The sequence below is a fragment of the Quisquiliibacterium sp. genome (assembly GCF_982640115.1).
In genome coordinates this window covers 1-18,274 of sequence record NZ_CEXFHW010000028.1, presented here as the reverse complement: position 1 = coordinate 18,274, position 18,274 = coordinate 1, and the positions used below count along the sequence as shown (strand labels likewise).

Genomic DNA, 18,274 nt, shown 5'->3' with positions numbered 1-18,274 from the left:
CGCGCCCTGCCCGCCGCCCGGGCCTCAGCGCACCTCCAGCCCGGCCCGGGTGAGCAGCTCTCGCCACACCGGCCGCTCGGCCTCGTAGGTGGCGGCGAAGGCCTCGGCGGTGCTGCCCACCGGCTCCATGCCCCACTGCACGATCTGGTCGCTCACCTCGGGCTGGCGCACCACGGCCGCGAACTCGCCCGACAGCCGCTGCAGCACCGGCGCGGGCGTGCGCGCCGGCGCGATGATGCCCAGCCAGCCCGGATTCATGCGGAACACCGGCGCATCCAGCCCCTGCTCGATCAGCGTGGGCACCGCCGGCAGCGGGCGCAGCCGCTTCAGGCCCGAGCAGGCGAGCAGCCGGACCTTGCCGCTCTCGACCATCGGCCGCACCGTGGAGGGCGCCAGGAAGGCCAGCTGGATCTGCCCGCTCACCAGGTCCTGCACCAGCGGGCTCTCGCCCTTGTAGGGCGCATGCACCATCGCCGCGTCCTGCGCGTCGCTCATCGCCATCAGCGCGACATGACCGTAGTGCCCGACCGCGGTCGAGCCGTAGCTCAGGCGACCGCGCTGCGCCTTCATGTGGCGCAGCAGCTCGGCGAGCGTGTTGACCGGCACCGCGGCATTGACGGCGAGCACCATCGGCACCACCGCCGACAGGCTCACGAAGGCGAGGTCGTTCGCCACGCTGAAGGGAATCTGCGGGTTGAGCATCGGGGTGGCGATCAGCGCCGAGCTGCCGGCTGCACCGATGGTCAGTCCGTCGGGCGCGGCCCGCGCCACCGCGGCGGTGCCCACCACGCCACCGGAGCCGGCCCTGTTCTCCACCGGCATCGGCTGACCCAGCCGCTCGGCCGCGTGGCGGGCGAGCAGGCGCATCAGCAGGTCAGTGACGCCGCCCGGTGCGTAGGGCACGATCAGCCGCATCGGCGCGCGCGGCCAGTCGGACTGCGCACGCACGCCGGGCAGGGCGCTCGCCGCGAGCAGACCTGCAGCCGACCGGGTGAAGTGGCGGCGGCGCACCGCGCTCGGACAGAGTTCGGGGATCGAGGTCATGGCGGACGGACTCCAGGCGGGCAGGGGGAAGGGGACAGGCAAGGGGGTGTCGTGCCGATGCGCCGCGCGCCGCGCACATCGATACCGACCTCGTCGAGCAGGCTACCATCGGCCGTACGCAGCGCAATGCGATGGGTGCCAGGCTGCGGAAACCACGCCAGCTGCGGGCCGCGACCGAGCTCGCGGCCGTTGACCAGCCAGCGCGCCGTGCCAGCCTGCGGCCCGGGCTGGGCGCGCAGCAGCACCCGCTGGTTGTCGGGCGGGATGTCCGGGTCGAGCGCGATCCGGGTCTGGTCGGGCGGATAGGCGATCCCGGCGCGGTTGGACGCACCCGCCAGCCGGATGACCTGCTGCTCGGTGCCGCGCAGGAAGTACTCGCTGCGCGGTGGCTCCCTGGGCGGCTCGAAGCTCACCGTCTGCCGGACCAGGCCCGGCGGCGCCGGCGGCGGGCGTGAGCCCGCGCTGCGCTGCAGATGGGCCATCAGCTCGGCCCACACCGGGGCGGCACCCCGCACGCCGGTCACCTGACGCATCGGCTCGCCGGCGGCATTGCCCACCCAGACGCCCACGGTGTGCTGCCGCGAGAAGCCCAGGCACCAGCTGTCGCGCATGTCCTTGCTGGTGCCGGTCTTGACGGCGCTCCACTGGCGGGTGACCAGCGGGCTGTCCCAGCCGAAGCTCGCGGCGCGCGCGTCGCGGTCGGCGAGGATGTCGGTGATGATGAAGGCGGCCGATTCGCCCAGGCCGCGTCCCCCGGCGAGCGCCGTCAGCCGCGCGGGCTGCGGTCCCTGCAGCCGCACGACCGGTGCCGTGGCGCGTCCACCGTTGGCGAGCCCCCGGTAGGCATTGGCCAGTTCGATCAGGCTGACATCGGCCGAGCCCAGGGCGAGCGATGGGCCGTAGTGGTCACCGGGCTTGTCCACCGAGACCATGCCCAGTCGGCGCAGCGTGCGGGCCATGGCGTCGGGGGTGACCATGCCGGCCACCCGCACCGCCGGCAGGTTCAGCGACGAGGCCAGCGCCACCCGCAGACTCACCCAGCCGCGAAACTGCCGGTCGTGGTTCTGTGGCAGGTAAAGCCCGGCCTCGGTGGGCAGGTCGGCTGCGCGGTCCTCCAGCCAGGACGCGGCGGTGAGCCGGCGTTCGTCGATCGCCAGTCCGTAAAGGAAGGGCTTGAGGGTGGAGCCCGCCTGGCGGGGGGCGAGCACGGCATCGACCTCGGACGCGGCCGACATCGGACCGGAGGAGCCCACCCAGGCCAGCACCTCGCCGCTGGCGTTGTCGAGCACCACCACGGCGCCGTCGGTGGCACCCCGGTCGGCGAGCTCGCGCAGGTGCCGGCGCAGCGCCTCGCGGGCAAGGCGCTGCAGCTCGGCATCGAGGGTGCTGCGCAGCCGCTGGCCCGGCTCGTTCAGCAGCTGGCGGGCGAGATGCGGCGCGAGCTGCGGTGCGAGGTCCTCGCCGGCCGGCGCGCCGCCGGCGGCGCGGCTGAGCACCGTCTGCGCCCGGCCCTCGAGCCCGCCGCACAGGCCCTGCAGGCCCTGTTCGCGCAGCAGCAGACAGGCCCGCTGCGCCACCCGCGGTGGCGGGGCATTGGGCCCGCGCGCGAGTGCAGCCAGCAGCGCGCCTTCCGCGGCATCGAGCCCGATCGGCAGCTTGCCGAAGAGCTGCTCCGCGGCCGCGCCCACACCCACCGCTTCGCCACGCAGCGGCAGCAGGTTGAGGTAGGCCTCGAGGATCTGCGGCTTGGTCCAGTGGCGCTCGAGCGCGAGCGCGCCGGCGGCCTGGTCGAGCTTGTCGATCAGGCCGCGGCGGCCCTGGCCGGCCGTGCCGGCGATGAGGCCGGCAAGCTGCATGCTGATGGTGCTGGCCCCGCGCAAGGGCCCCCCGCCCGCGGCCTCGCCCAGGGCCGAGCCGACCGCCCGCCAGTCGATGCCGCTGTGCTCGAGGAAGCGTCGGTCCTCGGAGAGCAGCAGCGAGCGCTGCAGCGCCGGCGAGATCTCGGCCAGCGGTACCCAGGCCAGGCGCCGCACCCGGTTGTCCAGACGCAGCCGCTGCAGCGGCTCGCCGTGGCGGTCGAGCAGCCATGCCTCGGAGCTGCGCCAGCCGGCCTTCACCTCGGCGAAGCCGGGCAGGGCCGCCGCGGCCGGGGCCGGGGCAATCAGGATCGCGGCGAGCGCAAGCAGGGCCGTCCGCGGCATGAGCGCGACCACGGCCCGGCCGCGCAGGCTGGCCATGCAGACGCCAGCCGCGGCCATCCCGATGCGCCGGCCGGCCCTTCGCCAGACCCGCAGGCCGATGCCCATGGCGCTGCCTAGGGCTGCACCCGCATCGGCGCCACCGGCAGCTCGCCGCGGGCGTCGGGGGCGTACATCGCCTCCACGCGCGTGGGTGGCAGCCGGAACTCGCCGGGCTGGTTCAGACGCACCAGGTACTCGAAGCGCCAGCGGCCGGCCGGCATCTCGGCGTAGTAGGCCTGCACCGAGGCGGCCTCGCGTTCGATGAAGCTTGGCGTGAGCTCGGCACCCGCGGCCGGATCGCCGGCGGGCGCGGCGCCCGCCCCGGCCACGATCCGGGTGTCGCGGGCCAGGCCCGAGCCGAGCACCGTGGCGCCGGGTGGCAGGGCATCGGCGATCACCACCCAGGGCAGGGCGGCGTCGGCCTCGACGCTGATCCGCACGCGGATCAGGTCGCCGCGGCTCCAGGCCTGGGGCTGGCGCCGCTCCACCGCCTCGAGGCTGCGGCTGACCCGGTAGCCGGCCGTCACCGGCTGGGTGAGCGGCACCGCCGCCAGCAGCTGCGCCTGCAGCCAGGGCCGGCCGCTGCCGCTGTGGCTGACCTGCAGGCGCGAGTCGCCGGCCGGCACCGGCAGCGTGAGCCGACCCTGGGCGCCGTCGCGCCAGGCATGCTCGCGCTGCTCGCCGGCCAGGCTCAGACGGGTGCTGCCCGTCACTGGCGTGGCTTCGGCGCTCTCGCTGAATCGACGCAGCGCCACCAGGCCCCAGCCATTGCCGGGCGTGCCCGACCAGGCGCCCTGGCGCTGGCGCGCGAGCAGGCCCAGCGCCAGTCGCGGCGCATCGGCCTGCCAGCCTGGGCGCTGGCGGGCGAGCAGCAGCAGCCGCGCCATGGCGCTGTCGTCGTTGCTGAGCAGCCACCAGGGCTCGGGCACCGGGCCGGGCGCAAGCGCGAACTGCGTGCCGCTGCTGACCAGCCGCGCGCGCAGCAGCTGCTCGGCCTGGGCGCGCAGCGTCTCGCGCTGCGGCAGCGCCGGCACGGCGTCGAGCACGATCAGCCAGTCGATCAGGCTGGAGAGCGGCAGGCGGGTCGGGTCGATGCCCAGCGCGGCCACCTGGGCCATCGGAGCGCGGCCGTGGCGGGCGAGCGCGGCCATCGCCGCCAGCCGCCGCTCGGTGGTGTCGGGGCGGGCCGACCAGCCCGGGCGGCGCAGCCGTCCCTCCACAGATGCCGCCAGCCCGGCGAGCAGCTTCTCCCGCAGGGCATCCGGCAACGCGAGCCCCGAGTCGGCCGACAACTGCAGCAGGTAGGCGGTGAGGCTGTCGCTGCCCGCGGCCCGCTCGCCCTCGCGCACCGGGAAGAACTGCAGCAGGCCGGCCTCGTCGAGATGGCTGGGCATCTCGTCGACCAGCGTGCGCCACAGCACCGCGTCACCCAGGCCCGCGGCCCGCGCGGCGCGCTGTTCCAGGCAACGGAAGGGATAGCGCGCGAGCCAGTCGCGCGCGCCCTCGTTGGCGCCGCCCAGCCCGGCCGAGAGCGTGGCACGCAGCCTGGCTCTCCCCGGCAGCGCGCCCGCCGGGCTGGCGAGGTCGATGACGGCCTGGCCATCGATGGCCTGCAGCAGCGCCTGGCGCACCGTGGCCGGCACGGCCGGCGCCACGGTCTGACCGACCGCGAGGCTGTCGCGCTGGCCGCCCGGCTCGCTGGCCTGCAGCGTCCAGAGCAGGCGCCTGGCGCCGCCCGGTACGGTGAGCGGCAGGGTCACTGACTGCGCGCCCCCCGCGGGCACCGAGAGGCTGCGCTGGGTGCCGAGCACCGGCGCGGCCTGCGGGTCGTCGGCGCGTGCGGTGGCGTTGAGCGTCACCGTCATCGGCTGGGCGCTGTGGTTGCGCACCACCACCTCGGCGGGCAGGCTGTCGCCTTCCCGTACGACGGGGGGCAGCGCGGCCACGATCTGCAGCGGCTGGTGGGTGCGGATCACCGCCTCGCCGGTGCCGAACAGGCTCTCGCCGGCATCGGCGATGGCCACCACCCGGAAGCGGCTGAGCGAGTCGTTCAGCGGCACGCTGAGCTGCGCGCGTCCCTGCGCGTCGAGCTTCACCGCCGGGTTCCAGTAGAGCAGGGTGTCGAAGAGTTCGCGTGTGGGGTTGCGACCGCCGTCGCCCCCCGCGGCCACCGCCTTGCGGCCATAGTGGCGCTTGCCCACCACCTGCATCTGCGCGGTGGCGGTCTGCACCGCCAGCGGCCGGCGCTGCATCATGGCCTCGAGCAGCTGCCAGCTGCTGTTGGGCATCAGCTCGAGCAGCGCCTCGTCGACCACCGCCACCGCCACCTCGGCGCCGGCGGCGGGCGTGCGGCCGTCGGGCAGCCGCACATCGAGATTGACCCGGGCCTGCTCCCGCACCCGCCAGGTGTCGCGTTCCGGCGTCACCCGCACCGCCAGACGCGAGCCGTCGATGCCGACCTGCAGCTCGGTGATGCCCAGCCGGAAGGCCGGTCGGGCGAGATCGACCGTGGCGGTGGGCGCCAGCCGCGCCGCCGGCAGCTCGCCGGCGCTGCGGTATTCATGCCACCACTCGGTCGGGCTGCGCCAGCCCCAGCGGAAGAACGAGTACCAGGGCACCTCGCGCAGCCGGCCGCGGATGGGCATGACCGAGACGAACACATTCGGCCCGTAGCCCGCGAGCATCGGCAGCTCGATCACCGGGTGGGTGCCGCGCAGTTCCATCACGCGGGCATCGATCACGCCCTCGCGCTCGACGGTGACCAGCGCCGTGGCGCGTCGAAACGGCATGCGCACCTGCAGCCGCGCGGTCTCGCCCGGCGCGAGCCGACGCTTCTCGGGGATGAGGTCGATACGGTCGACCGCCTGGGCATCGAACCACTGCTCGCCCTGCTCGGAAAACCAGCTCGAGGCGCTCGCGGTGGCCGCCAGCCCGGCGTCGTCGAGCGCGCTGGCCACCAGCACCACTTCGCCCGCCTCGCCGGGCGCCAGGCTGGGGTTGATCTCGCACACCGCCACGCCGCCCGCCGTGGTGCGGGCCCGGCACAGTTCGCCGAGATCGAGCGACACCCGCCGGTTCTCGTAGGCATGGAAGCCACCCACCAGCCGCTTGCGGTGCGAGATCACCCGCTCGAGGCGGCCATGCAGGCGCACCTCGCGGCCCTTGAGCGCCTGCCCGCGGGCATCGAGCAACGCCACCCGCACGCCCAGCGCCTGGCCGGGCGCGCGCCAGCCGTCGGCCTTGATGCCGACCATCAGCGCCGCCGGCTGCAGCACCGTGCTGCGCGCCACGCTCTGGATCTCGCCGGAGGGGTCGGTGAAGCTGGCCTCCACCTCCAGCCGGTGCGGCACCGCCAGGGCTGGCAGATCGGCCAGCCGCACCCTTGCGCCGCCCTGGTCATCGAGCGTCACCGCCTGCTTGTCGAGCACCAGCCGGTCGCGGTGGATGCCGCGGCTGGCCAGGCGCTGGTCGGCCGCGGCGCGGCGGGCCGGCGAGTCCTCGGCGTCGGGGTCAGCCGCATCCTCGGCTTCGAGGTCACGGCGCGAGAAGGCGAACCCCTCCCAGCCCTCCGGGGCGGGCTGGTGCGGGCTCAGGCGGGCGCTCACCCGCACCGGCAGCCCGGCAGCCGACCCGCCGGCCAGCCAGGCCACCCGCAGGTCGGCCGCCAGCTCGCGGGTGGCCGGGGGCGGGCTGGCCGGTAACGACACCCGGGCGTCGAACACCGGCAGGCGGAAGGCCTCCACCCGGAAGCTGCCGCTCGCCAGCCGGCCGGGCCACAGCGGCCCGGGTGCGCCGGCGGCTGGCTCGGCCTGTTCGAGATACACCTGGTAGCGGCCCAGGCGCGCGCCCGGCGGCACCCGGAACTGCGACTGCGCCGCGCCGCCCTGCCAGGCAAGCGGCTGTTGCCAGGTCTGGCCGCTGCCCTCGTGGACGATGACCAGACTGGCCGGCAGCTGCGCGGGCGCCGGCCGGCGCAGGCCCGCCGAGCCTTGGGTGCGCACGAAGTGCTTCATCGACACCGTCTCGCCGGCGCGCAGCAGCACCCGGTCGAACACGGTATGGGCCGAGGCCTGCGTGCTGCCCGACCAGCTCACCGGCAGCTCGAAGCGCCAGGGCTCGATGCCCTGCTGCCAGCCTGTCCAGGCGAAGGAGAGGTCCTCGCGGCCCTGCGCGTCGCGGGCCCGTGCCGACACGAAATGGCCGGGGCGGTCTTCGCCGCACTCGCCGGCCGGCTCGGGCAGCGCCACCGGCACCCGGGCCAGGCCCTGCGCGTCGGTGCGACCCGACCAGAGCAGTCGGGCGCGGCAGTCGCTGATGCGCACCTCGGCGCCGGCCACCGGTTGTCCGCGGTCCAGGCGGGTGACCCAGACCAGCGCGTTGTCGCGGCCCTGCTTGTGATGCACGGCGAGGTTGGTGACCAGGGCTGCGGTGCGCACGAACATCGGCGCATCGCGTTCGAGCAGCGCCCTGCCGAGCAGCCGCGATTCCACCTCGAGCACATGAAAGCCCGGCTCGGGCAGCGGCACGCCGATCAGCTCGAAGGGCCGGTCGCCGTCGCCGCCCGGTTCGGGCAGGTTCAGCGTGCGCGCGCCCGGCTCGCGGCCGAGCAGCGACAGGGTGCGGGTGGGCACCGGTGCCGGCGCCGGGGCGCGTACGCCGGGGCGCGCGGGCGCGGGCGCGGCGGCCGGCGCCTGGCCGGTGAGCTCGCGGGCGAGCGCCGGCTCGATCACGCTCTCGTGCAGCCGCAGCACCTTCGAGTACCAGGCGATGATCGATGCGTCGTCCTGCAGCCGCAGGTCGCGAACCAGCCCGCGGCCGGGCTGCGCCTCGCGCAGCGTCAGCGAGCGCTCCACCTTGCGCAGCGCCAGCGGCATGGCCGGCGCCTCGTCGAGCTCGATGATGCCGAAGGGCGCAGCCGCGAACTTGGCCAGCGGCGGGTAGGTGCCGATGCGGCTGAGCATCGGAAAGGCCGAGGCGTTGGTGAGCGGGCGCTGATCGGCGTCGCGCAGCCCGGGCGGCAGGCTGATGTTCACGCTCGCTGATTCCGGCCAGGGCCCCGGGAACACCACGGCCTCCACGGTGGGTGCGTCGGCGCCGCCCTCCAGCCGCGGCTTGCGCTCGGTCTGCCCGAGCATGAGACGCACCGCCGCGGCCTGCGCCCGCGGCACCGGCGCGCTGAATTCGATGCGGACATCTCCCAGCGGCAAGCAGGGTGCGTTGGCGTTCTCGCGCGGGCAGCTCAACCGGGCGCTGAAGGCGCTGCGCACCTCGAAGCCGAGCGATTGCGGCCGCCGGGTGGCGAGGCCCGAGGGCGTGGCGATGCCGGCGTCCCAGACCAGATCGACCCGGGCCTGCGGCGGCAGGGCCCGGCCGCAGGCCAGCGCCAGCACATCGGGTTCATCGGGCGCGAAGCGGCGCGCGAGCAGATCGCGCTCGGCCGGCGGCAGCAGCCGCACCGGCACGCGCTCGCCCATGCCGGCGACGCGGCACCAGGCCTTGCGGGTCACCGAGTCGGGTTCGACCGGCCCGGTGAGCACCAGCAGGAAGCTCTGGTCCTCGTCGATGCGGCTGCCTTCCCAAGGCATGCTGCGCGCCACCACCGGCCCGCCGGTGCTGAATTCAAGGCGCGAGCGGCCGGCCAGCGCCTCACCGCCCAGGGTGCGCAGCTCGGGCCTCAGGCTGAACCCGCAGCGGGTGCCGGCCCGCGGTGGGGTGCGAAAGACATGCACCCAGGTGCGGTTGTCCACCCAGCGGCTGTCGCCCTTCACCGGGCAGTCGATCAGGAAGGGATCGGGCGCGCCGCTGTCGCCCAGCCGGGTCATGGGCTCGCTGAACACCGCGCGCACCTCGCGCACCAGGCCCGCCTCGCCCGTGGGGCTGAAGCTCGTCAGGCCGGCCGCATGGGCCGGACTCGGGCCGGTGGCGGGCAGCAGACCCGCGGCCAGTGCGAGGCCGAAAAGGGTGACGGCAGCGCGGCGGATCGGTCCCATCGGCATCTCTCCGGGTTCAGAGCGCGCCCAGGCCCCCGGCGAGCGCGCCGGCGCCGATCAGCCACAGCGGGTTGATCCGCGTGCGCCACACCAGCACCGCGCTCAGCAGGGTGAGCGCCAGCCCCGCGGGCGCGCCGGCCGTGGGCGCGGCCAGCACCCAGCCGGCTGCGGCCAGCAGGCCCAGCGTGAGCGGCAGGGTGCCTTCGCGGAAGGCCATCACCAGCCGGTGCTCGCGCCATTTCTCGGCGCCGCGGTGCGCGATCAGCGCCACGGTGGTGGAAGGCAGAAGGATGCCCAGCGTGGCGGCGGCCGCACCGGCCCAGCCACCGGCATTCCAGCCCATCACGGTCACCAGCAGGATGTTCGGGCCCGGCGAGGCCTGCGCAAGCGCGATCGAGGCCGAGAACTGCGGGTCGGTCAGCCAGCCGTGGCGCTCGACCATCAGCCGGTGCATCTCCGGCACCACCGTGATGCCGCCGCCGATGGCCAGCAGCGAGAGCAGCAGGAAGCGCCCGAAGAGCTCGAGCAGGTCGGCGTGGCTCATGGCCGAAGCCGCCGCCAGGCCAGACCCACCGAGATCACGCCCAGCCCGGCCAGCACCGGCAGCAGCGGCCAGCGCAGCAGCCCGACCATGGCGAAGGCCAGACCGCCCAGCACCCATGCCGTGGCGCCGCGGCCGTGCAGCGAGCGCGAGAGCTTCAGGGCCATGGCCAGCACCAGGCCGGCGCTGACGGCCGACATGCCGGTCAGCACCCGGCTGACCACCGGCTCGTGGGCGAACTCGAGGTAGAGCGAGGCCACCACCAGCACCAGCACCATGGGCGCGGTCATCATGCCGGCGAGCGCGGCGAAGCCGCCACGCAGCCCGAAGAAACGGTCGCCGATCATCAGCGCCAGATTGCAGATGTTGGGCCCCGGCAGCACCTGGGCGAGCGACAGCGATTCGGCGAATTCCTCGGCACTCAGCCAGCGCCGCTCCTCGACCAGGGCGCGCTGGGCAAAGGGCAGCACGCCGCCGAAACCGCGCAGCGCCAGGGCATTGAACACCCGGAACAGTTCGGCCGGGCTCTGCGGCTGCGGGCGCGGTTCGGTGGGCGGCATCGGCCGATTGTCACACGCCCCAGTGGGCGGGCGTGACCCCGCGCGTGCCGAGGTGTTCCGGTCTGCCCGACCGGACCTCAGGCGGGGTTGGCAGGCTCGGTTGCGGTGGGCGCGAGGCTCGGGTCGGCGATCAGCCGCGAGGCCGGTATGACCAGCGTGAAGGTGCTGCCCTCGCCGGGTACGCTGGCGATGCGCAGCTGCCCGCCGTGCCGCTGCATGATGTGCTTGACGATGGCCAGGCCCAGGCCGGTGCCACCGGTGTCCCGCGAGCGGCCGCGGTCGACGCGGTAGAAGCGCTCGGTCAGGCGCGGCAGGTGCTCGGCCGGGATGCCGATGCCGGTGTCGGTCACCCAGAGATGCCCCTCGGTGCCGGTGATGCGCCAGCCGATCTCGATGCGGCCCCGATCGGGGGTGTAGCGCACCGCGTTGATCACCAGGTTGCGGATGGCGCTCTCGAGCTCGATCGGCGCGGCCATCACGCCCACCGGCCCCTCCAGCCGATAGACGATCTGGTGGCGGTCCTGCGACAGCGCCTGCCCTTCGGTGCCCACGGCGCGGATCATGGCGTGGACATCGATGCGCTCGGCCTCGGGCGGCGCGGTGGAGCTCTCGAGCGTGGCCAGCATCAGCAGGTCCTCGACCAGGCGCTGCATGGTGCGGCTCTGCTTGAGGATGGTGCCGAGGTATTCGCGCTGCTGGGCCGGCTCCAGCGGCAGCTCGAGCAGGGTCTCGGCGAAGCCGCCAATGACCGTCACCGGTGTGCGGATCTCGTGCGAGACATTGGCGACGAAGTCGCGGCGCATGGCCTCGAGCCGTGCCTGCTCGGTGACATCGCGGCTGATCAGCAGCTTGTGCTGTTCGTCGGGCCGGTGCAGGCGCAGTTCGAACAGCCGGCCTGGCCGTTGCGGCAGCGGCAGCACCGGCGGACGCGACGGGTCGGCGCCTTCGAGGTAGGCGATGAATTCGGGCTGGCGGATGAAGTGGTGGATGGGACGCCCCGCGCCGACCACGCCGTGGATCTCGCGGGCCGCGTCATTGCACCACTGGACATGGTCGTAGCGGTCGAGGAGCACCAGGCCATCGGGCAGACGGTCGACCGCGCGGTGCAGCTGCTCGAGTTCGCCGGTGATCTGCTGCCTGTGTTCGCGCTCGGTCTTGACCATGCGCGCGAGCCGGTCGAGGAAAGGCTGCCACACGCCGCCGATGCGCGGCACCTCGCGCTGGCGCGGCAGCGCGGCCCAGAAGTGCAGACGGGCCATGATCAGGGTGACCAGCAGGGCCTGCAGCACCAGCGCCGCCGCCAGCCAGCGCGCCGCCCAGGTGTCACCCAGCGTGACCGAGAGCAGCGCCGCGATGGCCAGGGCCAGCGCGGTGGGCACCAGGGAGCGCAGCCAGATCACGCCGGCAGCAGGCGGTAGCCGCCGCCTCGGACGGTCTCGACCAGCCGGTCGTGGCCGGTGGGCTGCAGCGCCACGCGCAGCCGCCGGATGTGGACGTCGACCGTGCGTTCCTCGATGAAGACATGGTCGCCCCAGACCGCATCGAGCAGCCGGGCGCGGGAGTGCACGCGGTCGGGCTGGGTCATGAGGTAGTGCAGCAGGCGGAATTCGGTGGGGCTGAGCGAGATCGGGGTGTCGCCGGCCTGCACGCGGAAGGTGACCGGGTCAAGGCGCATGCCGCCCACCTCGAGGGCTTCGTCGGCGGCAAGCGGTGCGGCCCGCCGCAGCATGGCCTTGACCCGCGCGAGCAGCTCGCGCGGCGAGAAGGGCTTGGTGATGTAGTCATCGGCGCCAACCTCGAAACCGGCGAGCTTGTCGGTCTCCTGGGCGCGCGCGGTGAGCAGGATGATCGGCAGACCACGGGTGCGGCTGTCGGCGCGCAGGCGTCGGGCGAGCTCGATGCCGGGGCTGTCGGGCAGCATCCAGTCGAGCAGGAGGAGATCTGGCAGGGCGGCATCGATCTGCTGGCGGGCGCTGGCAGCGTCATGGGCCAGCACGGGAGTGTAACCCGCGTGCCGCAGGTTCACGGCAATGAGCTCGCCGATCGCGGGCTCGTCTTCGACGATGAGGATCCGGGCAGTCATGGCGGCGAGAATATGACCGCCGGGTGACGGTTTCGTGACGGTCCGACCGGGACTGTCGGTCTCTGTCATGGGGCTGTCACGCCGCGTCAGTCAGCGAGGTTGAAGAAGCTGCGCCGGCCGCGGAGCTCGACGATCTGCCGCACCAGCATGGCGAAGTCTTCCTCGCGGCCCACCGGGTTCAGGCGCTCGGTGTTGACGATCATGAGCGGCGCGCTCTCGTAGTGGTAGAAGAAGCGGCTGTAGGCCTCGGTGAGCTCGCGCAGGTAGGCCTCCGAGATGTCGGCCTCCATGGCGATGCCGCGCTGGCGCACGCGGCCCACCAGCTGGTCGGGCTGGGCCTGCAGGTAGATCACCAGGTCGGGCACTGGCGCCTGCGGCTGCAGGTTGGCGAAGATCTGCTGGTAGAGGGCAAGCTCGTCGTCGGCCAGGGTGAGCCGGGCGAACAGCGGGTCCTTGTCGAGCAGGAAATCGCCGACCACCGCCTGCGAGAACAGGTCGCGCTGGGCGAGTTCGCGCAGCTGGTTGACCCGCTGGAACAGGAAGAAGAGCTGTGTGGGCAGCGCGTAGCGCGGGCCGTCGCGGTAGAAGCGTTCGAGGAAGGGATTGCCTTCGGGCTCCTCGAGTACCGGACGCGCGCCGAAGCGCTCGGCGAGCTTGCGCGCGAGCGTGGTCTTGCCCGCGCCGATCGGGCCCTCGACCACGATGTGGCGGAAGCGCTCGAAGGGGGAGCTCGGGGCGGGGGGCGTGCTCATGTCGGCGGCGTGCGGGGTTCAGGACCGGAAGATGAAGTAGACCGCGCCCATCAGGCACAGCGCTGCCCAGAGGTAGTCGAGCCGCAGCGGCTCGTTCATGACCAGGACCGCGAAGGGCATGAACACCGCCAGGGTGATCACCTCCTGGATGATCTTGAGCTGGGCGAGCGAGAAATGGCCGTAGCCGATGCGGTTGGCCGGCACCTGCAGCAGGTACTCGAACAGGGCGATGCCCCAGCTGAGCAGGGCCGCGACGTACCAGGGCCGCGCCGACAGGTTGCGCAGATGGCCGTACCAGGCCACGGTCATGAAGACGTTCGAGGCGATCAGCAGCCCGACGGTCTGCACCGGGACCGGCAGGCTGGCGAGCGCGGTCATGGCTCGTCCCGGTCCGGGTCTTGCGGACCGGCGGGCAGCCGCTCGCAGCGCTGTCCGGTGCAGGCCGCGAGCAGCGGCCCGATGGGGCCCAGGCCAGGTACGGTCAGCGCCGGCGCAATCTCGGCGAGGGGCGCCAGCACGAAGGCGCGCTGGTGCATGCGGGGATGGGGCAGGGTGAGCCGCGGGCTGGTCATCACGGCTTGGCCATGCAGCAGCAGATCGAGGTCAAGCAGCCGCGGCGCGTTCGGCCAGGGCCGCTCGCGGCCGTGCGCAAGTTCGATCGCGAGCAGCGCCTCGAGCAGCGCGAGCGGCGCAAGACCCGTACGCAGCACCGCGGCGGCGTTGATGAAGTCGGGGCCTTCGGCCAGCACCGGCGCGCTGCGCCACAGCGACGAGCACGCGATCACCCAGGTGTCGGGCAGGCGCTCGATCGCGGCCAGCGCGCTGGCGATCGCCGCCGCCGGGTCACCGAGGTTGGCGCCCAGGCCGATGCAGGCGAGCGTCCCGGAGGCCGGCGAACTCATCTCAGGCTGCCGTCGGTCCCGTGGGCGGTGCTGGCGGCGCGGCTGCGGGATCGGGGGCCGGGTTGCCACCCGTGCTGGCGCCACGCGCCGAGGCGGGCTCGCCACCGGTGTCGCCGGGCGCGCTGCCGCCTTCGCCACCCGGCTCGCCGCCTGCGTCGCCGCGTCCGCCACCGCGCCGTCGGCGGCGGCGCCGACCGGTGCCCGCGGCGCCGCGGCCCGGCCCGGCCGCGGCCTCGGCGATCAGGGCCTCGCGGCCGCTGCCGTCGGCCTCGGCATAGCGCGTCCACCAGTCGCCAAGCTCCGCGGCGACCTCGCCGGACTCGCAGCGCAGCAGCAGGAAATCATAGGCGGCGCGAAAGCGCAGGTGCTCGATCAGTCGGGCCGGCGCGCTGCCGGTGCGCCGCTCGAAGCGCGGCTGCAGCGTCCAGATCTCGCGCATGTCGGCGATGATGCGTTTCTGGATGGCGAGCTTGGCGCCCTGGTCTTCGACCACCGCGTCGATGGTCTCGTGCAGTGACGGAATGGCCTGCTCGCCGGCCTTGAGCCGCTCGGCCCAGCGCACCCGCACCTCCTGCCAGAGCAGGGTGGCGAACAGGAAACCCGGCGACACCGACTTGCCCGACAGCACGCGCTCGTCGGTGCGGGTGAGCGCCACCCGGATGAATCGCTCGCCGTCGGGCTGCTCGAGGATCACATCGAGCATCGGCAGCAGGCCGTGGTGCAGGCCCTCGCTGCGCAGCTGGTGCAGGCTCTCGAGGGAATGCCCCGACTGCAGCAGCTTGAGCATCTCGTCGAACAGGCGCGCCGCCGGCACGTTGTGGATCAGCGGCGCGAGCTCGCGGATGGGCGCACGGGTGCCGGGCTCGACGGTGAAGCCGGTCTTGGCCGCGAAACGCGCGGTGCGCAGCATGCGCACCGGGTCTTCGCGAAAGCGTCGGGTCGGGTCGCCGATCATGCGCAGCACGCGGCGGCGCAGATCCTTCACGCCCTCGTGGTAATCGAGGATGAGATCGGCCACCGGGTCGTAGTAGAGCGCGTTGATGGTGAAGTCTCGCCGGGTGGCATCCTCGGCCTGGCTGCCCCAGACATTGTCGCGCAGCACCCGGCCATGCTCGTCGGTCTCGGCGTCGGTCTGCAGCGCGCGGAAGGTGGAGACCTCGATGGTCTCGCGTCCGTACATCACATGCACGATCTGGAAGCGCCGGCCGATCAGCCGCGAGCGGCGGAACAGCGCGGTGACCTGCTCGGGCGTGGCGTCGGTGGCCACATCGAAGTCCTTGGGCTTGAGGCCGAGCAGCAGATCGCGTACCCCGCCGCCGACCACATAGGCCTTGAAGCCGGCCTTCTGCAGGGTCTCGCAGGTGCGGATGGCCGACGAGGGCACATCGGCCCGGCGCACGCCCTCGGCGCTGCCGGTGTAGCGCACCGGTTCGCGGGGCACCGCCGGGCCGCCGCGGCTGCCGCGGCTGCCGCCGGCGCCGGGGCTGGCTGCCGCGGGGGCGGACGCCGGGCTCGATGCGGCGGGTGCGGGCCGGGCCGAAGCGCCGCGGCTGAAGAGCTTGCTGAGGAATCGGGTGATCATGCGAACAGGGACAGGACGGGCCAGCCACGCTCGCGTGCCACGCTGGCGAGCCGGTCGTCGGGATTGGTGGCGACCGGGTCGGTGACCCGTTCGAGCAGGGGGAGGTCGTTGGCCGAGTCGCTGTAGAAGGTCGAGCGCGGGAAGGCCGCCAGCGCGGTGCCGCGATCGGCCAGCCACTGGTCGAGGCGGGTGATCTTGCCCTCGCGGAAGCTGGGCGTGCCCTCGGCGCGGCCGGTGTAGCCCTCGCCGTTGCGCCCGACCCGGGTGGCGATCAGGTGCTCGATGCCGAAGCGCGGCGCGATCGGCCCGGTGACGAAGTCATTGGTGCTGGTGATGATCACGCACAGATCACCCTGGCCGCGATGCCGCTCGACCAGGGCGAGCGCGGCGGGCCGCAGCGCCGGCTCGATGACCTCGGTCATGTACTGGTCGTGCCAGCGCCGCAGCTGGGCCGGCGGGTGGGCTGCCAGCGGCGCAAGCTGGAAGGCGAGGAAGGCCTGGATGTCGAGCCGGCCGGCCTGGTAATCGCGGTAGAAGCGGTCGTTCTCGCGCTGCTGATGCTCGGCATCGACCGCACCGATGCGCGCGAGAAAGCGGCCCCATTCATAGTCGCTGTCGAGCGGCAACAGGGTGTGATCGAGGTCGAACAGGGCCAGATCCATGATTCCTAAAGGATTTTATCAGCCGTCGGGGTGTCGCGCCCGCCGCTGGCGCCGGCCAGCCATTCGCGCAGCAGCGGCAGGCTCGGCGCGCGCTGGCGCGCCAGGGCATGGCGATCGAGCGCCTCGAGCGTGGCCATCAGCACCCGCAGGTCGCGGGCATGGTGGGTGAGCAGCCAGCTGATCACGCCCTCGGGCAGGCGCAGACCGCGCTCGCGGGCAGCCTGCGCCAGCGCCTGGGCGCGGCCGGTGTCATCGGGGGCGCGCAGTTCGAAGACCAGACCGGCGCCCAGGCGGCTGCGCAGGTCTTCGCGCAGGTCGAGGGCCAGCGGCGGCCGGTCGCCGGTGGTGATCACGACCTCGCCGGGGTCGGCGGCCGCCGCGAGGAAACGCCCGAACAGCGCGGTCTGGCCCCCGGCGTCCAGACGCTGCACATCATCGACCACGCAGGCCTGCGGCAGCGCCCGCGCGAGCGCGCCGGCGAGATGGCTGCGCCCGCAACCGGGCAGGCCCCAGAGGTAGATCAGGCGGTGGCGTCGGTCGCCGTCGGCCAGGGCGCGCAGGCGCTGGAGGCACTCGCGGTTGCTGCCGGCCACGAAGTTGTCCAGGCTGGGCGCGACCCGGGTGAGCAGGTCGAGGGCAAGCTGGCTCATGACTCGCGCCGGAAGAACTCGCTGTCGAGATAGGCCGCGTGCAGGCGACGCGCGCCCACCGAGGCCATCGCCGCCAGCGGCAGCGCGAGCAGCACGCCGGCGAAGCCGAGCAGCGTGCCGAAGGCCATCAGCGCGAAGATCACTGCCAGCGGATGCAGGCCGATGCGCTCGCCCACCAGGCGCGGGGTGAGCACCACGCTCTCCAGGACCTGGCCTGTGCCGTAGATGACCGCGGTGGCCACCAGCCCGTGCAGGGGGCCGAGCTCGAGCATGCCGGTGACCAGCGCGAAGACAAGACCGAGCGCGAAGCCCAGGTAGGGGATGGCGACCAGCAGGCCGCTCAGCACGCCGATCGGCAGCCACAGCGAATAGCCGGCGAGCAGCAGACCGGCGCTGTAGAACGCGGCCAGCGACAGCATCACCAGACCCTGGCCCCGGACATACTGGCCGAGCAGGGTGTCGATCTCGCCGGCCACCTCGAAGACACCGGTGCGCCAGCGCGGCGGCACCAGCGCGCGCAGCCGGGTCATGAGGTCGGGCCAGTCGAGCAGCAGGTAAAAGCCCAGCACCGGCACCAGGAACACCAGCCCGGCAGCCTCGATGGCGGCCGACCAGCCCGAGCGCACATAGCCGAAGAGCAGCGCAGCCCAGTCTTCGCCGGCGCTGCTCAGCTGGCGGGCCAGCCAGGCGCGGATCTCGGCACCATTCAGCCGGATGTCGAGCCCGAGCGTGTCGTGCAGCCAGGGCAGCAGCCGCTCGGTGATCGCCTGCGCCAGACCGGGCAGGCGCTGGCGGATCTGACCGATCTCGGTCTGGACGATGGGCACCAGCACCAGCAGCACCGCCACGATGCACAGCAGCGCGAGCACCATCATGAGCACCGCGCCGAGACTGCGGCGCACACCGTGGCCCGACAGCCACTGCACGCCCGGCTGCAGCCCGTAGGCGAGGATGGCCGCGGCCAGGAAGGGGGTGACCACCGGCCTGAGCACCACCAGCGCCCAGAGCAGGGCCACGGCAACGAGGCTCCAGGTGAGGGTCTGGCGCTGGCGCGGGGTGAGGGTCAAGAGGGGCGGCTCGGGGCGTGGGGCGGCGATGGGGCATTCTAGTCCACCCGGCTTGCGCCGCCGGGTGGTCGTGCCCGGGGCGGGCGCTTGATCGGCATCGGTGGGCGAGCCGGATCGGGCGGCTACAATCGCGAGTCGTCCGCGTTCGCGCGGCCAGCCCCCGGTCGCGGCAGCGCGGCCTCGTCCGCCGCGCCGGCGCGG

General features: G+C 73.6%; 14 protein-coding genes. All 14 read right to left on the bottom strand.

Translation table 11 applies throughout. The annotated features are described in order from the left end of the window. Positions 1-24: 24 nt before the first annotated feature. Positions 25-1,044 carry a Bug family tripartite tricarboxylate transporter substrate binding protein gene (locus AC2H6A_RS05335; RefSeq protein WP_484272106.1) on the bottom strand — a complete coding sequence of 340 codons (1,020 nt, stop codon included), beginning with the start codon at positions 1,042-1,044 and terminating at the stop codon, positions 25-27. Then, positions 1,041-3,302, bottom strand: a complete 2,262-nt coding sequence (gene pbpC / locus AC2H6A_RS05330) for a penicillin-binding protein 1C (RefSeq protein ID WP_484272105.1) — start codon at positions 3,300-3,302, stop codon at positions 1,041-1,043. Before pbpC ends, AC2H6A_RS05335 begins: the two co-directional genes overlap by 4 nt. Before the next feature lie 56 nt (positions 3,303-3,358). Next, positions 3,359-9,274, bottom strand: a complete 5,916-nt coding sequence (locus AC2H6A_RS05325) for an alpha-2-macroglobulin family protein (protein ID WP_484272104.1) — start codon at positions 9,272-9,274, stop codon at positions 3,359-3,361. 16 nt (positions 9,275-9,290) lie between these two features. Beyond that, positions 9,291-9,818 carry a chromate transporter gene (locus AC2H6A_RS05320; RefSeq protein ID WP_484272103.1) on the bottom strand — a complete coding sequence of 176 codons (528 nt, stop codon included), beginning with the start codon at positions 9,816-9,818 and terminating at the stop codon, positions 9,291-9,293. Further along, entirely contained in the window at positions 9,815-10,375 is a 561-nt protein-coding gene (locus tag AC2H6A_RS05315) for a chromate transporter (RefSeq protein ID WP_484272102.1), read from the bottom strand. The genes AC2H6A_RS05320 and AC2H6A_RS05315 overlap by 4 nt, the downstream gene beginning before the upstream one ends. A 77-nt stretch (positions 10,376-10,452) precedes the next feature. Further along, positions 10,453-11,775, bottom strand: coding sequence for a phosphate regulon sensor histidine kinase PhoR (gene phoR / locus AC2H6A_RS05310; protein ID WP_484272101.1), 1,323 nt, complete (start codon positions 11,773-11,775; stop codon positions 10,453-10,455). Next, complete coding sequence (gene phoB / locus AC2H6A_RS05305) at positions 11,772-12,458, bottom strand: phosphate regulon transcriptional regulator PhoB (RefSeq protein WP_484272100.1); 687 nt, start codon at positions 12,456-12,458, stop codon at positions 11,772-11,774. The genes phoR and phoB overlap by 4 nt, the downstream gene beginning before the upstream one ends. Before the next feature lie 86 nt (positions 12,459-12,544). Further along, complete coding sequence (locus AC2H6A_RS05300) at positions 12,545-13,210, bottom strand: deoxynucleoside kinase (RefSeq protein WP_484272099.1); 666 nt, start codon at positions 13,208-13,210, stop codon at positions 12,545-12,547. Positions 13,211-13,228: 18 nt separating this feature from the next. Continuing rightward, entirely contained in the window at positions 13,229-13,588 is a 360-nt protein-coding gene (locus AC2H6A_RS05295; RefSeq protein WP_484272098.1) for a DMT family protein, read from the bottom strand. Continuing rightward, positions 13,585-14,112 carry a 2-amino-4-hydroxy-6-hydroxymethyldihydropteridine diphosphokinase gene (gene folK / locus AC2H6A_RS05290; RefSeq protein WP_484272097.1) on the bottom strand — a complete coding sequence of 176 codons (528 nt, stop codon included), beginning with the start codon at positions 14,110-14,112 and terminating at the stop codon, positions 13,585-13,587. The genes AC2H6A_RS05295 and folK overlap by 4 nt, the downstream gene beginning before the upstream one ends. 1 nt (position 14,113) lies before the next feature. Beyond that, positions 14,114-15,694, bottom strand: a complete 1,581-nt coding sequence (gene pcnB / locus AC2H6A_RS05285) for a polynucleotide adenylyltransferase PcnB (protein WP_484272096.1) — start codon at positions 15,692-15,694, stop codon at positions 14,114-14,116. Further along, on the bottom strand, positions 15,691-16,359 hold the full coding sequence (locus tag AC2H6A_RS05280; RefSeq protein ID WP_484272116.1) for a histidinol-phosphatase: 669 nt from the start codon (positions 16,357-16,359) through the stop codon (positions 15,691-15,693). The genes pcnB and AC2H6A_RS05280 overlap by 4 nt, the downstream gene beginning before the upstream one ends. A 2-nt stretch (positions 16,360-16,361) precedes the next feature. Next, a complete protein-coding gene (locus AC2H6A_RS05275; protein ID WP_484272095.1) occupies positions 16,362-17,006 on the bottom strand; it encodes an HdaA/DnaA family protein in 645 nt (214 codons plus the stop codon). Further along, positions 17,003-18,073 (bottom strand): AI-2E family transporter, encoded by a 1,071-nt coding sequence (locus AC2H6A_RS05270; protein ID WP_484272094.1) that lies wholly within the window; start codon positions 18,071-18,073, stop codon positions 17,003-17,005. Before AC2H6A_RS05270 ends, AC2H6A_RS05275 begins: the two co-directional genes overlap by 4 nt. Positions 18,074-18,274: the final 201 nt, after the last annotated feature.

What these genes read in the sequence shown, in the direction of transcription:
- AC2H6A_RS05325 (WP_484272104.1), bottom strand. Translation starts at nt 9,274, where the DNA reads ATGGGACCGATCCGCCGCGCTGCCGTCACCCTTTTCGGCCTCGCACTG.
- AC2H6A_RS05275 (WP_484272095.1), bottom strand. Translation starts at nt 17,006, where the DNA reads ATGAGCCAGCTTGCCCTCGACCTGCTCACCCGGGTCGCGCCCAGCCTG.
- AC2H6A_RS05335 (WP_484272106.1), bottom strand. Translation starts at nt 1,044, where the DNA reads ATGACCTCGATCCCCGAACTCTGTCCGAGCGCGGTGCGCCGCCGCCAC.
- AC2H6A_RS05315 (WP_484272102.1), bottom strand. Translation starts at nt 10,375, where the DNA reads ATGCCGCCCACCGAACCGCGCCCGCAGCCGCAGAGCCCGGCCGAACTG.
- AC2H6A_RS05320 (WP_484272103.1), bottom strand. Translation starts at nt 9,818, where the DNA reads ATGAGCCACGCCGACCTGCTCGAGCTCTTCGGGCGCTTCCTGCTGCTC.
- AC2H6A_RS05295 (WP_484272098.1), bottom strand. Translation starts at nt 13,588, where the DNA reads ATGACCGCGCTCGCCAGCCTGCCGGTCCCGGTGCAGACCGTCGGGCTG.
- pbpC (WP_484272105.1), bottom strand. Translation starts at nt 3,302, where the DNA reads ATGGCCGCGGCTGGCGTCTGCATGGCCAGCCTGCGCGGCCGGGCCGTG.
- phoB (WP_484272100.1), bottom strand. Translation starts at nt 12,458, where the DNA reads ATGACTGCCCGGATCCTCATCGTCGAAGACGAGCCCGCGATCGGCGAG.
- folK (WP_484272097.1), bottom strand. Translation starts at nt 14,112, where the DNA reads ATGAGTTCGCCGGCCTCCGGGACGCTCGCCTGCATCGGCCTGGGCGCC.
- AC2H6A_RS05300 (WP_484272099.1), bottom strand. Translation starts at nt 13,210, where the DNA reads ATGAGCACGCCCCCCGCCCCGAGCTCCCCCTTCGAGCGCTTCCGCCAC.
- pcnB (WP_484272096.1), bottom strand. Translation starts at nt 15,694, where the DNA reads ATGATCACCCGATTCCTCAGCAAGCTCTTCAGCCGCGGCGCTTCGGCC.